This is a genomic window from Tessaracoccus luoxuelianae (assembly GCF_054483915.1).
Genome location: NZ_CM137013.1, coordinates 3,261,200 through 3,275,423, shown reverse-complemented (window position 1 = coordinate 3,275,423; position 14,224 = coordinate 3,261,200). Strand labels below are relative to the sequence as shown.

The 14,224-nt window shown below is 70.4% G+C and carries 11 protein-coding genes; 5 read left to right on the top strand and 6 right to left on the bottom strand.

From position 1 onward, the window contains the following. Positions 1 to 155 precede the first annotated feature (155 nt). Positions 156 to 1,907: an aminotransferase class I/II-fold pyridoxal phosphate-dependent enzyme gene (locus tag ACX1D1_RS15150; protein ID WP_459055259.1), complete on the top strand. Its 1,752-nt coding sequence runs from the start codon at positions 156 to 158 to the stop codon at positions 1,905 to 1,907. Between the two features lie 577 nt (positions 1,908 to 2,484). Here the strand turns inward: ACX1D1_RS15150 and dcd are convergent. Next, positions 2,485 to 3,060 (bottom strand): dCTP deaminase, encoded by a 576-nt coding sequence (gene dcd / locus ACX1D1_RS15145; RefSeq protein WP_459055257.1) that lies wholly within the window; start codon positions 3,058 to 3,060, stop codon positions 2,485 to 2,487. A 123-nt stretch (positions 3,061 to 3,183) separates the two neighbouring features. Between dcd and ACX1D1_RS15140 the strand changes: the two genes are divergently transcribed. After that, complete coding sequence (locus tag ACX1D1_RS15140; protein WP_182781506.1) at positions 3,184 to 5,061, top strand: ABC transporter ATP-binding protein; 1,878 nt, start codon at positions 3,184 to 3,186, stop codon at positions 5,059 to 5,061. 661 nt (positions 5,062 to 5,722) lie between these two features. Here ACX1D1_RS15140 and deoC read toward each other — a convergent pair. The 5 genes from deoC to ACX1D1_RS15115 form a co-directional block, all read right to left on the bottom strand. Further along, on the bottom strand, positions 5,723 to 6,418 hold the full coding sequence (gene deoC / locus ACX1D1_RS15135) for a deoxyribose-phosphate aldolase (protein WP_459055255.1): 696 nt from the start codon (positions 6,416 to 6,418) through the stop codon (positions 5,723 to 5,725). Between the two features lie 217 nt (positions 6,419 to 6,635). Then, a complete protein-coding gene (locus ACX1D1_RS15130) occupies positions 6,636 to 8,105 on the bottom strand; it encodes a sensor histidine kinase (protein ID WP_459055254.1) in 1,470 nt (489 codons plus the stop codon). Continuing rightward, complete coding sequence (locus tag ACX1D1_RS15125) at positions 8,102 to 8,827, bottom strand: response regulator transcription factor (RefSeq protein WP_459055253.1); 726 nt, start codon at positions 8,825 to 8,827, stop codon at positions 8,102 to 8,104. The genes ACX1D1_RS15130 and ACX1D1_RS15125 overlap by 4 nt, the downstream gene beginning before the upstream one ends. Positions 8,828 to 8,867: 40 nt before the next feature. Further along, positions 8,868 to 9,338, bottom strand: a complete 471-nt coding sequence (locus ACX1D1_RS15120; RefSeq protein WP_459055251.1) for a DoxX family protein — start codon at positions 9,336 to 9,338, stop codon at positions 8,868 to 8,870. 2 nt (positions 9,339 to 9,340) lie between these two features. Then, positions 9,341 to 10,699 carry an NAD(P)/FAD-dependent oxidoreductase gene (locus ACX1D1_RS15115; RefSeq protein WP_459055249.1) on the bottom strand — a complete coding sequence of 453 codons (1,359 nt, stop codon included), beginning with the start codon at positions 10,697 to 10,699 and terminating at the stop codon, positions 9,341 to 9,343. Positions 10,700 to 10,844: 145 nt separating this feature from the next. Between ACX1D1_RS15115 and mptB the strand changes: the two genes are divergently transcribed. From mptB to ACX1D1_RS15100, 3 genes are read left to right on the top strand one after another with little or no spacing between them, the layout of a single operon-like run. After that, the gene (gene mptB / locus ACX1D1_RS15110; protein WP_459055248.1) at positions 10,845 to 12,308 is read left to right on the top strand and encodes a polyprenol phosphomannose-dependent alpha 1,6 mannosyltransferase MptB; all 1,464 of its coding nucleotides are present in this window, start codon (positions 10,845 to 10,847) and stop codon (positions 12,306 to 12,308) included. 59 nt (positions 12,309 to 12,367) lie between these two features. Beyond that, positions 12,368 to 13,342, top strand: a complete 975-nt coding sequence (locus ACX1D1_RS15105; protein ID WP_459055246.1) for an ABC transporter ATP-binding protein — start codon at positions 12,368 to 12,370, stop codon at positions 13,340 to 13,342. Further along, on the top strand, positions 13,339 to 14,214 hold the full coding sequence (locus ACX1D1_RS15100) for a patatin-like phospholipase domain-containing protein (RefSeq protein ID WP_459055245.1): 876 nt from the start codon (positions 13,339 to 13,341) through the stop codon (positions 14,212 to 14,214). The genes ACX1D1_RS15105 and ACX1D1_RS15100 overlap by 4 nt, the downstream gene beginning before the upstream one ends. Positions 14,215 to 14,224 lie beyond the last annotated feature (10 nt).

The following is a 14,224-nucleotide window of genomic DNA, read 5'->3' as shown; positions in this document are numbered from 1 at the left end:
ACCCTCCTTGGACGCCGAAGCGCCCCTCTTGTTCATGCCGCGGCCGGTTCTACTGAGCGGGGTGACCCCGCCGTTCTTCCGGCAGCTCCGAGGTGATGGCCTCATCAATGCCGTGCGGACGGGTCCATTATGCCGCACTTCGCTAGGTTGGGCTCATGGCGATCTTCGACGTCCCCCTTCGCGAGCTGCGCCGGCGCGGCACCATCAAGTGGCGGCGCTGGGAGCCCGACGTGCTGCCCCTGTTCGTTGCCGAGATGGACGCCCACCTGGCGCCGCCCATCCGGGAAGCGCTGGAACGGGCGCTGGCCGACGGCGACACCGGCTACCCGGAGCTGCCCGCCTACCAGGAGGCATTCGCCGACTACGCCGAATGGCAGTGGGGCTGGCGGATCGACGTGGCGGACCAGAAGCTCGCCACGGACGTGGTCACCGGAATGCGCGAGGCCGTCCTCGCCTGCTCCGAGCCGGGCGACGCCGTCGTGATCAACTCGCCGATCTACCCACCGTTCCGGCACGTGGTGACCAGCACCGGGCGCCGGATCGCCGACGTGCCGCTGGTATCGGATCGGTTGGATCTGGACGGGCTGGAGGCAGCGTTCGCCGAGCAGCGGCCGAAGGTGTACCTGCTGTGCTCGCCGCACAACCCCAACGGGACCATCCACACCGTCGACGAGCTGGCGAAGGTCGCGGAACTGGCTGAACGTTTCGGCGTCGTGGTGGTCTCCGACGAGATTCACGCCCCCTTGGCGGGGGAGGAGCACACCCCCTACCTGGCGGTGCCTGGAGCGGCCAACGCGCTGATCGTGACGTCGGCGTCGAAGTCCTGGAACCTGGCGGCGATCAAGGCCGCGCTCATCATCGGCGACCGCGGGCTGCTGAAGAAGCTCAACCCCATGACCCCCGACGGCGCCAGCTACTTCGGAGTGCTCGCACACTCCGCAGCGCTCAACGAGGCGCGCGACTGGGTGGCCGAGGCGGCTGCAGAGGTCGCGGCGAACAAGGAGTTCTTTGCCGACGAGCTGTCACTACAGGTCCCTGAGCTCAGCTACACGCCCTCCGCCGGCACATACCTGGCGTGGCTGGACTGCGCGGCGCTGGGGCTCGACAGCCCCGGCAAGCACTTCCACGACGCGGGGCGTGTCCGGTTCAACCTCGGCCGCGAGTTCTCACCGGAGACGAAGCAGTTCGTCCGGGTGAACCTGGCCACCTCACGGGAGATCATCGCGGAAGCGGTGGAGCGCATGTCGTCCGCGCTGGCGGGCATGCGCGCGGAGTCCGCTGCTGTGCGCGCCCGGCGTGCAGAGCCGATCATCGACGAGTGGGGCCTGGCCGACGCGCCCGGTCTGGACGACGCAACCCCCCTTCTGGGCGGGTATGCGGAGGTCCCGGGAAGCGAGCCCACCGTCGGCGTACCCACCTGGCACCAGACGGCGCCGATGCCGGCCGTGACCGACGCCGGACCCCCGACCGCGCGCATGCCCGCCATCATCGATGCGGGGCCGCCGACTGCGCCGATGCCGGCCGTCACCCACGCCGGACCCCCGACGGCCCCCATGCCGCTCCCTCCTCTGGCTGGGGTGCACACCAACTCGGGTGACTTCGTCAACGTGACCACCGCCGTCGTGATCGGCCGCGACCCCAAGCGGGCGGCCGGGTTCATCGATGCCGACCTGCTACGGGTGCCGAGCCCGCACCTGGACATTTCGCGCAACCATCTGGCGGTCGAGGTGGCAGGGGGCGGCGATATCCTCGTGCGAGACCTCCACGCGGTCAACGGCACTCTCGTGATCCCGCCCGACGGCACGCCGTTCACCCTGCGCGACGGCGCGTCCGCGCGGGTGGAGATGATGACGATCCTCGACATCGGCGAGGGAGTGTCGCTGCGGATCGAACCGCCCCGCGGCTGACCCACCCCTCGTGGGTTGAGCCGGGCCAAGCCGCGAAGCGGCGCAGCCCGCGTCGAAACCGACGTTGGCTCAAGGCGCGGTCGGGTGCGGTGAGCCGTGCGCCGAGGCCCGGGCGGCCGTTGTCCAGGGTCTCGTGGCTTGCCGCGGGCCCGTCTGCGGTTGGGTTGTCGAGGCCGCCCGCGTCTCTGCTCCCGTCTCCCCGCACTGGATCCCTCGTGGCGCGGTCGAGTTCGGGCGGGACCCGGCAGGGCGGGCCTGGGGCAGGTCTGCCCAGGCGGGACGCCAGTGGGTGATCCTCGGGTTGGGCATCACTGCGCGGAGCCGCCCTGCCGTCTCCCACCCTTGCGTCCAACTTCCGTTTCATCGGCAGGTCCTCACCTACCTCACCGTCACTTCTGGTGCCGTAGTCGACATCAGAAGTGACGGTCAGCGCCCTGGCGCCTCACCCCCGTTTCGCCAAATGTCATGGCTGGTGTCGACTACGGCACCGGCTATGACATTTTGGCACGCGGCGCAGACCCTGTCGAAGCCCCCGACGTTTCAGCCAGGCTCTGGGGAAGTCCCCAGGCGCGGCTCGCTAGACCTGTGTGCGGTGGAAGTTGAGGTGCGAGCGCGACGGCGTCGGCCCGCGCTGGCCCTGGTACCGCGACCCGTACTGCGACGATCCGTACGGATGCTCCGCAGGCGAGCTGAGCTGGAAGAAGCACAGCTGGCCGATCTTCATCCCAGGCCAGAGCTTCACCGGCAGCGTCGCCATGTTGGACAGCTCGAGGGTCACGTGGCCGGAGAAGCCCGGGTCGATGAAGCCCGCCGTCGAATGCGTGAGCAGGCCGAGGCGGCCCAGCGACGACTTCCCCTCCAACCGCGCCGCGACCGCCGGACCGAGCGTGACCCGCTCGTACGTCGACCCCAGCACGAACTCGCCGGGGTGCAGCACGAACGGCTCGTCCACCGGCGTCTCGATGAGGCGGGTGAGATCCGGCTGCTCCACCGACGGGTCGATCGACGGGTAGCGGTGGTTCTCGAACACCCGGAAGAACTTGTCGAGCCGCACGTCCACGCTGGACGGCTGGACCATGCTGGGATCCCAGGGGTCGAGGAGGATCCCCCCTGTGTGGACTTCTCCGAGGATGTCGCGGTCGCTCAGCAGCATGGGCAGAGCCTAACGCCCCGCACGCCCTCAGCGACATCAGGACCATGCAGGCACGGCTAGGCTGGGTGAGCCGCGGCGCGGGCCCCGGCGACCAGCCCGACGACGGGCGGCGAGGGGTGGCGGATGAGCGTCGGGCAGGGGGGCGGCGGCGGCATGGGCGGCGGTCGGATGCTCGGGCGCCTCGCGGCGGACCCGGCGATCAAGCAGCACAAGTTGGACCGCGGCACCGCCCGTCGGGTGATCGCCTACGGCTCGCCCTTCAAGGGCCTCATCATCATCTTCCTCGTCACCGTGATCGCCAGCAGCGCGCTGTCGGTGGCGCCGCTGCTGCTGTTCCAGCGGATCATCGACGACGGCGTGCTCGCGGGCGACATCGAGGTCATCATCTGGCTGGCGGTCGCCGTCGCCGGTATGGCGGTGGGGTCGGCGCTGCTGCAGATCGTGGAGCGATGGTGCTCGGCCAGGATCGGCGAGGGGCTGATCTATTCGATGCGCACCCAGATCTTCGACCACATGCTCCGGATGCCCATCGCGTTCTTCAGCCGCTCGCACACGGGGAAGCTGGTGTCGCGGCTGCAGTCGGACGTCAACGGCGCCCAGCAGGCGTTCACCTCGACGCTGTCCACCGTCGTCAGCAACTCCATCACGCTGGTGCTGGTGCTGGCGTCAATGCTGGCGCTGTCCTGGCCACTGACCCTGGCGGCGCTGGTGTTGCTGCCGATCTTCATGGTGCCGGCACGGATGGTGGGCACCAAGCTGGCGGGACTGTCGCGGCTGCGGATGACCCAGAACGCGGAGATGTCGGCCACCATGACCGAGCGGTTCACCGTCTCCGGGGCGCTGCTCGTCAAGCTCTTCGGGGACCTGGACACCGAGCATCGGATCTTCGCCAAGCAGTCCAAGGACGTGGCGGACTCGGGTGTGAAGATCGCGATGATCTCGCGGGTGTTCATGACGACGATGGGGCTCGTCGGGGCGCTGGCGACGGCGCTGTTCTACGGGTTCGGCGGGGTCGCGGCGGCACAGGACGAGTTGACCGTCGGGACGCTCACGGCGCTGGTGGCACTCCTCGCCCGGCTGTACGGGCCGCTGATGCAGCTGTCCAACCTGCGGGTGGACATCATGAGCGCGCTGGTCAGCTTCGAGAGGGTCTTCGAGGTCCTGGACCTCGAACCCCTGATCGTCGACGCCCCAGATGCCAAGCCCGTCTCCGGTCCTCCTTCGGTGGCGTTCCGCGACGTGTGGTTCACGTATCCGGACGCGGCGACGGTGTCGCTTGAGTCGTTGGAGCCGACGGCCGCCGCCGGGGAGTCGGCCAACCAGCCTGTGCTCAAGGGGGTGGCGTTCGAAGCTGAGCCCGGGCAGACGGTGGCGCTGGTGGGGCCGTCGGGGGCGGGGAAGACCACCATCACCCACCTGCTCGCGCGGCTGTATGACGTTGATTCCGGGAGGGTCGAGATCGCGGGGGAGGACGTGCGACGGCTGGCCCTTGCCTCGCTGCAGGATGAGATCGGCTACGTCACCCAGGACGCGCACCTGTTCCACGACACGATCGACGCAAACCTCCGCTACGCCCGCCCGTCAGCAACGGCCGAGGAACTGTGGGCGGCGCTGGAGGCGGCGCAGATCGCGGGACTGGTGCGGCGGCTGCCCGACGGGCTGGGCACCGTCGTGGGCGAGCGCGGCTACCGGCTGAGCGGCGGGGAGCGGCAGCGGTTCGCGATCGCCCGGCTGCTCCTGAAGGCCCCGCCGATCCTGGTCCTCGACGAGGCGACGGCGCACCTGGACTCGGAGTCGGAGACGTTGGTACAGCGGGCGCTCGACACCGCCCGGGCCGGCCGCACCGCGATCGTCATCGCCCACCGGTTATCGACGGTGCGGCACGCGGACCAGATCCTCGTCGTGGAGGACGGCCGGGTCGTCGAGCGGGGAACCCACGCTGAGCTGCTGTCCGCAGGCGGGTCGTACGCCACGCTGTACGCCACCCAGTTCAGCGACTGAGGGCGCGACGGCGATCCGACCGGCTGACCGAAACGGCTGCCGGTGCCGGGAGCCGTGAGTCGAGACCCGGGCGGCCGCTGGTCCATGATCCGTTCGCACCCGCAGGTCTGCTTGGGTCGGGTCGTGAGGCCGCCCGGGCCTCGATTCCCGCCTCCCCGCACTCGTTCTGCGCGTGGCGTCGTCGGGTCCGGGTGCGGCCCGTCAGGGCGGCCCTGGCAACAGTCCGCCGAGGCGGGAGGCCAGCCGGGTGATCCCAAGGTTGGGCATCCCGACGCGGAGCCGCCCTGCCGTTCCCCACCCTCGAGGATTCGTTTCGATTCCCCATGCTCGTTTCAGCGACTGACGCCCTGGACCCAGCGAGCAAGGGGGACGGAGGCGGGGCGGCACTGCGCAGCGGTGCCCATCCTGAGGATCACCCAGCTCGCATCCCGCTCAGGTAGGCCCGGCCACAGCGCCGCCCCGACTACCGTCCTCCGGACCCGACCACGCCACAGGGCACATCAGCGGGGAGCCGGGAACCGAGGCGCGGGCGGCCCTCAATCTGCCCAGCCACAGCAATGCCACGGACGAAGATCCGACCCGCCACCAGGGGGCCGCCCGCGCGTCGGCTCCCGGATCCCCGCACAACCCGCACTAGTGCGGAGTAGTCACGCGACCAGGGTCAGTAGGCGGAGCCCATGCCGACGTGCTTCGAGGTGGCGACGCCGTCGGCTCCGTCGAGCACCGCCCGCGACCCCGACAGTCCCAGCCGCGTCGCCCCCGCCTCGACCATCGCATTGGCCGTCGCGTAGTCGCGGATCCCGCCACTGGCCTTGACGCCCAGGCGCTCGCCCACCGTCGCCGCCATCAACTTCACCGCGTGCACCGACGCCCCGCCCACCGGGTGGAACCCGGTGGAGGTCTTCACGTAGTCCGCGCCCGCCGCCTCGGCGGCCTTGCACGCCGCGACGATCTCGTCGTCGGTCAGCGCAGCGGACTCGATGATCACCTTCAGCAGCCCGGTGGTCGCCTCGCGCACGGCGCGGATCTCCGCCTCGACGGCGTCAGCCCGGCCCTCCTTGAGGAGGCCGATGTTGATCACCATGTCGATCTCATCGGCGCCCAGCTGCGACGACTCCGCCGCCTCAGCAGCCTTCGTCGCAGCGGTGTGATTGCCCGAGGGGAACCCGCACACCGTGAGCACCTTCACGTCGCCCAGATCCTCTGTGATGGGCAGCATCGACGGAGACACGCACACCGAGTACACGCCCAGCTCGCGCGCCTCCGCGACGAGCGCGGAGACCTGGGCGCGGGTGGCGTCGGTCTTCAGCAGCGTGTGGTCCACCATCTGGGCGAGCGCAGAGCGCGTGATCTCCATGGATTGTCCTTCTCTTCCTGCTGGCCCGACGGTGGGCTGTTTCAACGGCCACGAGACTACGTGGATGCGGGGCGTTCCTGGTGTTTAGGAGCGGGCTACAGCCTTGGACGGCCCGATGAGCGGGACCGACGCCGCTGGGCGCATTTTCAGTGTGGGGTCAGGGACGGTCTACCGTCCCAGAATCCCCACTGGAAAAGCCCCTCACCCGGGGAGGTGGTCACCGGGCCGGATTCGGAGTGTGGGCCTGCGCGAGCGGCAGCGTCACCGTGAAGCACGTCCGTCCCGGCCGCGACTCCACCGTCGCCGTCCCGCCGAATCCCTCGACGACCGCGCGCACGATCGCCAGCCCCAGCCCGGTGGACTGCGCCGCCGAGTGGGCCCTCGCATCGTCGGCCCGCACGAACCGCTCGAACACCTGCGGCAGCGCCTCCTCAGGGATCCCCGGCCCGTCGTCGATCACGTGGATCACCGCGACACCCGCGCCCGCCGCGTGCCCACCGAACGGCGCCCCCGGCAGCGCGGACACGGCGGTGGTCACCGTCGTGCCGGGCGGGGTGTGGGTGCGGGCGTTGGACAGCAGGTTCACCATCACCTGGTGCAACTGGTCGGCGTCCGCCAGCACCTCGACGCCCTGCTCCGGCAGGTCCAGCATCCAGCGGTGGTCGCGGCTGACGGCCTGCGCGTCGCTGACCGCGTTGAGGACCACCTCGACGGCGTCCACCGGCCTCAGCTCCACGGAGGCGTCCGCGTCCAGCCGGGCCAGCAGCAGCAGGTCGTTGACCAGCTTCGTCATCCGCTCCGATTCGGCCCCGATCCGGTTCAGCGCGTGCGGGGTCCCCTCCGGTGAACGCTGCCCCAGCTCCGCGTATCCGCGGATCGCCGCCAGGGGATTGCGTAGCTCGTGCGACGCATCTGCCACGAACCGCCGAAGCTTCGCCTCCGAGCTCTCGCGCGCCAGCAGCGCCCCCTCGACGCGCCCCAGCATCTGGTTGAACGCCGTCGACAGCCGCGTCACCTCGTTGTTCTCGGGCAGCGGCCCGGTCTCGACCCGTGGCACAGCCACCGAGCCGCGCTCCAGCTCCAGCCGGCTCACCTCGTCGGCTGTGTCCGTCAGCGCCACCAGCGGCTGGGTGGCGCTCACCAGCACCGCGCGCGTCACCGCAGCAGTGGCCGAGATCGCCACGAGGCTCACAGCTGCCGCCAACAGCGACAACCACAGCACCGTCCGCTGAATGTCCGCCACCGGTAGGCCGACCACCACCGTCCCGATCGGCGTGGCGCGCGCCTGAACCCGGTAGTCGCCGAGCCCGGGGACGCTGACGGTGTGCTTGTTGTTGTCGACCGGGACCGCGAGCAGCGCCTCCCACGCCGCCACCGTCATCGACGAGCTGGTGGATCCGTCGCCGACGACCCCGCCGAGGGCCGTGCCGTTGGTGAGCTCCGCCGCGATCACGGTGCCCACCCTCATGCCGGGGGTCTCCAGGCCGGGTGGGCCGTCGTCGGGTCCGTCGCTGCGGCTCTGACGCACCTGCGCCGCGTCGAGTTCCGCGTCGAGCTGGTTGTACAGGATGGTGCGCAGCGCCAGCACCGTGGTGAGCGCCACGAGGATGCCCATCACCGCGACCGTCAACACCAGCCGCGGCTGCAGCTGCCCCGCCAGCGACCCCCGCTGCTGCTCCCGTGTCATGCGCCCGCCGGGCGAAGCACGTAGCCGGCCCCGCGCATGGTGTGGATCATGGGCTCGCGGTCCGCGTCGATCTTCTTGCGCAGGTAGGAGATGTACAGCTCGACGACGTTGGCCTGGCCGCCGAAGTCGTAGTTCCAGACGCGGTCCAGGATCTGTGCCTTCGACAGGACGCGCCTGGGGTTGCGCATGAGGAAGCGCAGCAGCTCGAACTCGGTGGCGGTCAGCTTGATCTGCGCCCCGGCCCGGGTCACCTCGTGGGAATCCTCGTCCAGCACCAGGTCGCCGACCACGAGCTGCGTCTCGAGCCGCACGCTGGTGGCGCCGCTGCGCCGCAGCAGGCCACGGAGCCGGGCGATGACCTCCTCCAGCGAGAACGGCTTGGTGACGTAGTCGTCGCCGCCGGCGGTGAGCCCGGCGACCCGATCCGACACCCCGTCGCGGGCGGTCAGGAAGATCACCGGCACATCGGGTTGCTCGGCGCGGATGCGGCGCATCACCTCGAGGCCGTCGAAGTCCGGCAGCATCATGTCCAGCACCAGCGCGTCCGGCTGCGCCTCCCTCGCCACGCGCACCGCGTCGCTGCCGGTGGAGGCCGTATACACGTCCCACCCCTCGTAGCGCATGGCCATCGACAGCAACTCGATCAGGCTGGGCTCGTCGTCGACGGTGAGAATGCGGATCGCGGTGCCGTCGGGGCGCGTGAGGGGATCGGTGATTGCCATGGCACTACTGTGGCACCCCACCTGGGGCCCCAGCTATGGGTTACCTGTGAGAAGTCTGTGTGCCAGGCGCCTCGTCGATGAGGCTGTCTGTCTCGTCCCTGGGGCGCACGAACAGGGCGTCCAGCCCTGCGCGTCCGGAGCCGTAGACGAGGAAGAGCAGGCCGAGCGCGGCCTGGATGGCGTTGTACTCCCAGCCGCCCAGGTGCAGGTAGAACGGTCCGTTGGCGTTCGTGGTGAGGATGATGGCCACGTTGAGCACCACGATGCCCAAACCCACCAGGGGCGTTGCGAGCCCGAACGCCAGCAGCACTCCACCGATGAGCTCGAACGCGATGGTGGTCACCACCAGCCCAGTCCCGTAGGGGAGCCCGGCTGCTTCGAGGAGGGCCACCTGGGCGTCGATGCCCGTCTCCTGCCAGCGGTACCACCCGTGCGCCACCAGCGTGACGCCTGCGACGATGCGCGCTATCAGCAGCGCGATGTCGCGCACCACCCGCAGAAATGCCTTCATGTTCAGCCCCCAGGCTTCAGTTCGTCCTTCTTACCTCTGATCAGCCTGCCAGAACTTCTCGATCCCAGGTGCTCCAACGCCAGGCGTCCCACCATTTGCTGATTGGTGACGACGCGCTGCGACCGCCCGTTGGTGAGGAACGTCAACGCCCAGCTCAGCAGCGTGGTGACGCGCTGCTTGAACCCGGCGATGTAGAGCAGGTGCAGGAACAGCCAGGCCACCCAGGCCACGAAACCGGTGAGCTTGATGGAGCCGATCGTCGCCACCGCCGCGAACTTGGAGATGGTGGCCATGGAGCCCTTGTCCTTGTAGGTGAAGTCTCCCGGATCCCCCGCGTGCTCGATGCGCGAGCGGATCTTGGCCGCGGCGTGCCGCGCGCCCTGGATCGCACCCTGGGCCACGCCCGGCACGCCGGGCACGGACATCAGGTCACCCACCACGAACACCTCCGGGTGCCCGGGCAGCGACAGATCCTCGGCCACCACCACACGCCCGGTGCGGTCCAGCTCGGCGCCCGACTGGTCCGCCAGCGTGCGGCCCAGCTCGTTGCCCTGGACTCCGGCCGCCCACACCTTCGCGAACGACTCGATGCGCTCCTGCGTGCCGTCCTGGTACTTGATGGTGAGGCCGTTCTCGTCGACGCCCGTGACGAGCGCGTTCAGCTTGACCTCAACCCCCAGCCGCTCCAGCGTCTTCTGCGCCTTGGCGCCCAGCTCCGGGCCGAACGGCGGCAACACCTGCGCGGCGCCGTCGATGAGGAGGACGCGCGCCGTGCTCGGGTCGATGGTGCGGAACTCGTCGCGCAGCGTCGAGGTGGCCAGCTCGCGGATCTGCCCGGCCATCTCGACGCCGGTGGGCCCGGCGCCGACGACGGCGAAGGTCAGCATCCGCCGTCGCTCCTCCTCGTCGCGGGTGAACTCGGCGATCTCGAAGGAGCTGAAGATGCGCGCGCGCAGCTCGAGGGCGTCGTCGATGGACTTCATGCCCGGAGCGAAGGTGGCGAACTGGTCGTTGCCGAAGTAGGACTGGCCGGCGCCGGCGGCGACGATGAGGGAGTCGTAGGGGGTCTCGCTGAACTGGTCGTGGAAGCGCCACTTGACCACGCGGTTGGTCAGGTCGATGTCCTCGACGAGGCCCAGCAGCACCTGTGCGTTGGACTGCCTCCGCAGGATCTCGCGGGTGGCGGGCGCGATCTCGCCTTCGGACAGCACCCCGGTGGCCACCTGGTAGAGCAGCGGCTGGAAGAGGTGGTGGGTGGTTTTCGCGATGAGCGTGACCTCGACGTCGGCCCGCGTCAGCGCCTTGGCCGCGAACAGCCCGCCGAATCCGGAGCCGATGATGACTACGCGATGCCTGCTCATGCTGCCGCCTCGGGGGCTTGGGGGAGGGTGCCGGCCGTGTGGTTCATTCAGAAAGGGTAACCGCCCGTCGGCGGGGGCACCGCACTGTCGCGGATCGCGGCCGGGGTAGGCTGAACCGTCCTGGACCGAGGAGGAGGGCCCCCGCGTGACGTTGGCCGCCTGGCTCAGACCCACACCACACGGCCGGCCAGTGCACCCGTGGTGGTGGATCACGGCGGGCCTGCTGGCGGTGTTGATCCTTGTCGGGGCCCAATTCGCTGATGCGCCCGGATTGTTGGAGCGCGGCGACAGCTGGTGGCGGCCCCTGGTGTCCCTGCCCGCGCTGAGCGTCCTCGTGCTGGCCTGGTGGCAGCTTGGCCCCTTGTGGCGGCATCCCCTGGTGGCGGCGGCCATCTGGTCCGCGCCCATGATGTTCGCCCTGCCCATGTATTCCCGCGACGCGTACGCCTACGCCGCGCAGGGCTGGATGGTGGCGCGCGGTCTGGACCCCTACACCACCCCCCTGGGGGAGGCCGGCCTGCCCGGGCTGCTGGTGGGCGTTCACTGGCATAAGACCACCGCCGTGTACCCGGCGCTGTCGCTGGAGCTGTTCGGGATGATCGCGCGGCTGACCGGCAGCGACCTCTTCTGGACGACGGTGGCGCTCAGGGTGCCCAACGTGCTCGCGCTGATCGGCCTGGCCTGGGTGGTGCGACGGCTGGCGCGGCGATTCGGCGTCGACGTGGGCCTCGCGCTGTGGGCGGGCGTGCTCAACCCGATCATGCTCGTGCAGTGGATCGGCGGGGTGCACAACGACGCAGTCATGGTCACCCTCGCCGTCGCCGCCGTCCTGGCCGTCACGGACCTGGGGTGGCGCGGGTGGCGAGGAGTCCTCGTCGCCGGTGTGCTGCTGGGGCTCGCCATGGGCGTGAAACAGACGGCGGCGCTGTACGGGCTCGGGGTGGTCGCCGTCGGGTGGGCGGCCCGCTTCCCGCACGGGCTTGCGCCCCCGACTCGCGACGGCGCAGCCCCAGCCCCAAGCCCGACGGCGGGCTGGTGGAGGCTCGCCGTGGTCGCGGCGGTGCCCGGCGCCGTGACGGTCGCGGTGTTCGCGCTGGTGTCGCTGCGGTTCGGCTTCGGCTGGGGCAACCCCACCGCCGGCAACCCGATCGGGGCCATGAGCAACGCGCCCCTGTCCTGGCTGGCGGAGGCGCTGCGCTACCCGCTGCCCGACGACGTGGTCAACCCGGCCGTCACCACCGTGTCGACGGTGCTGCTGCTGGCGGCCTTCGTCGCGTTGTGGGTCAAGCTCGGCCCCCGCGGCGACGACCCCCGGCGCCCGTGGGCGTTCATGCTGGCGGTGCTGGCCGCCTTCTGCGTGCTCGGCCCCGCGCTGCAGCCCTGGTATCTGACCATGCTGCTGCCGCTCTACGTGTTCTGGCTCGCCGGCCCACGCTGGGACCGGGCTTGGCTGGTGGTGGTGGTCGGTTTCACCCTGTTGCCGGCGTTGCAGACGCTGGTGGCGCCGCTCATCGCCATGCCTCTGCTCGCGGTGCCGCTGTGGTGGCTGTGGAGCGAGATGTCGCGGCGGGGCGTCTCGCCGCTGCCCCCGAGGTCCTCGCTTCGCTGACCCGGACGGAGACCACGGGGGGATGGCGGCAGCGCCCGCCGGGACTACCGTCGGGTCCTATGTCAGAGATCTCCTGGCCCGACGGCGGCACACAGTGGGCCGTCGAGGCCACCGGCCTGGTGAAGCGCTACGGCAGGCACCGGGTCCTCGCCGGCCTGGACCTCCACGTGCCACGCGGCGGCGTCCACGGCCTGCTCGGCCCCAACGGGTCCGGGAAGACCACCTCCATCCGCATCCTGCTCGGCCTCGTCAGGGCGCAGGCGGGCACCGTCACGCTCCTCGGGCACGACGTGCCGCGAGACCTGCCCGCGGTGATCGGACGGGTGGGCGCCATCGTCGAATCGCCGAAGTTCGCGCCGCGGATGAGCGGGCGGCACAACCTCGACGTGCTGGCCGACTCCATCGGCGTCACCCGCCGTCGCGTCACCGAGGTGCTGCTCGAGGTGGGTCTGGCGGCGGACGCGGAGCGGGACTTCACCACCTACTCCCTCGGCATGAAGCAGCGGCTCGCCATTGCGGCCACCCTCCTCAAGCGCCCCGAGCTGCTCATCTTCGACGAGCCCACCAACGGCCTGGACCCGGTCGGGATCCGCGACATCCGCGCCACCATGCGCGACCTCGCCGACGCCGGCATCACGGTGCTGGTGGCCTCGCACATCCTCTCCGAGATCGAACAGATCGCGGACTCGGTCTCGATCATCGCGCAGGGCCGGGTGGTGGCGGAGGGGCCGATGGACCAGTTCCTCTCCGGCGCCGCGCCGCACGTCCGGCTCGGCATCGACCGCCCCGTCGAAGCCGCCGAGGTGCTGCGGCGCGGAGGGTGGCGGGTGGAGCCGGCCGAGGGAGGCCTGCGGGTGCTCGGCCGCGACGCAGCTCCGCCTGACCCCGCCGAGATCGCGCGCCAACTCGGCCGCGCTGACCTGTGGCCCGATCACCTCTCGCTGGATCGGCAGAGCCTGGAGCGGGTCTTCCTGGATCTGACCTCCGGCGCGGATCTCGTCGGCTCCCAGGGCCGCCGTCGGGACGTCGCATGAACATGCTGAGAGCCGAACTGTCGCGGCTGCGCTACAGGCGCCGCACCATGTGGAGCCTGGCCGGGGTGCTGATGATGAGCCTCATGGTGCCGGTGCTGTGGATGGAGGGCGCGCGTCCCCTGACCGACGCGGACCACGACGAGGCGGCGGAGATCTTCGCCACCATCCCCGCCGAGCAGTGCCCGGACTGCAGGGTCGCGGACTACCTGCGCACCCCGTGGACGTTCAGCGACGTCGTGGACTCCGGCCTCATGCCGTACGCCATGCTGATGGGCGCGCTGGTGCTGCTGATCGTGATGCTCTCGGTGGGCTCCGATCTCCGCTCCGGAGCCATCGGCACCCAGCTCACCTTCACGCCCCGTCGATCGGTGCTCGTCGTGGCCCGCGCCGCGGTCGCCGGACTGCTCGGCGCCGCCCTGATGGCCACGGCGCTGGTCACCAGCACTGTGGTGTCGGCGGTCTGGTTCGTGGCGATGAACGGGTACGCCGCGCTCGACGCCACCACCAGCTTGTTGGCGCTCGTGCTGTCGGCCGGCTTCTACGGGGCCATCCTGGGCGTCCTCGGGGCACTGCTCACGATGCTCCTCGGTGGGGCCTCGGGCGCCGGAGTGCTCGTGGTGGGTGTCTTCGTGGCCGACATCCTGGCGCAGCTGATCCTGTCCGAGACCAAAGCCGCGGCCTGGCTGCCCCATCTGCTCCCCACGCAGCAGGGCATAGCGCTGCTGGACGGCTCCGTCCTCGGCCGGAGCGCATACGGGCAGCGGCTGTACGAGATCGGTCGCGGCGAGGCGGTGGCCTACCACCTCGTCGTCACAGCGGTGGCGGCGGCCGTCACCCTCCCGCTGTTCGAACGCCGCGACATCAAGAACTAGTCGAGTCTGG

Excerpts from the sequence above, each read along its gene's own strand:
- ACX1D1_RS15150 (WP_459055259.1), top strand. The coding sequence starts at position 156 with ATGGCGATCTTCGACGTCCCCCTTCGCGAGCTGCGCCGGCGCGGCACC.
- dcd (WP_459055257.1), bottom strand. The coding sequence starts at position 3,060 with ATGCTGCTGAGCGACCGCGACATCCTCGGAGAAGTCCACACAGGGGGG.
- ACX1D1_RS15140 (WP_182781506.1), top strand. The coding sequence starts at position 3,184 with ATGAGCGTCGGGCAGGGGGGCGGCGGCGGCATGGGCGGCGGTCGGATG.
- deoC (WP_459055255.1), bottom strand. The coding sequence starts at position 6,418 with ATGGAGATCACGCGCTCTGCGCTCGCCCAGATGGTGGACCACACGCTG.
- ACX1D1_RS15130 (WP_459055254.1), bottom strand. The coding sequence starts at position 8,105 with ATGACACGGGAGCAGCAGCGGGGGTCGCTGGCGGGGCAGCTGCAGCCG.
- ACX1D1_RS15125 (WP_459055253.1), bottom strand. The coding sequence starts at position 8,827 with ATGGCAATCACCGATCCCCTCACGCGCCCCGACGGCACCGCGATCCGC.
- ACX1D1_RS15120 (WP_459055251.1), bottom strand. The coding sequence starts at position 9,338 with ATGAAGGCATTTCTGCGGGTGGTGCGCGACATCGCGCTGCTGATAGCG.
- ACX1D1_RS15115 (WP_459055249.1), bottom strand. The coding sequence starts at position 10,699 with ATGAGCAGGCATCGCGTAGTCATCATCGGCTCCGGATTCGGCGGGCTG.
- ACX1D1_RS15105 (WP_459055246.1), top strand. The coding sequence starts at position 12,368 with ATGTCAGAGATCTCCTGGCCCGACGGCGGCACACAGTGGGCCGTCGAG.
- ACX1D1_RS15100 (WP_459055245.1), top strand. The coding sequence starts at position 13,339 with ATGAACATGCTGAGAGCCGAACTGTCGCGGCTGCGCTACAGGCGCCGC.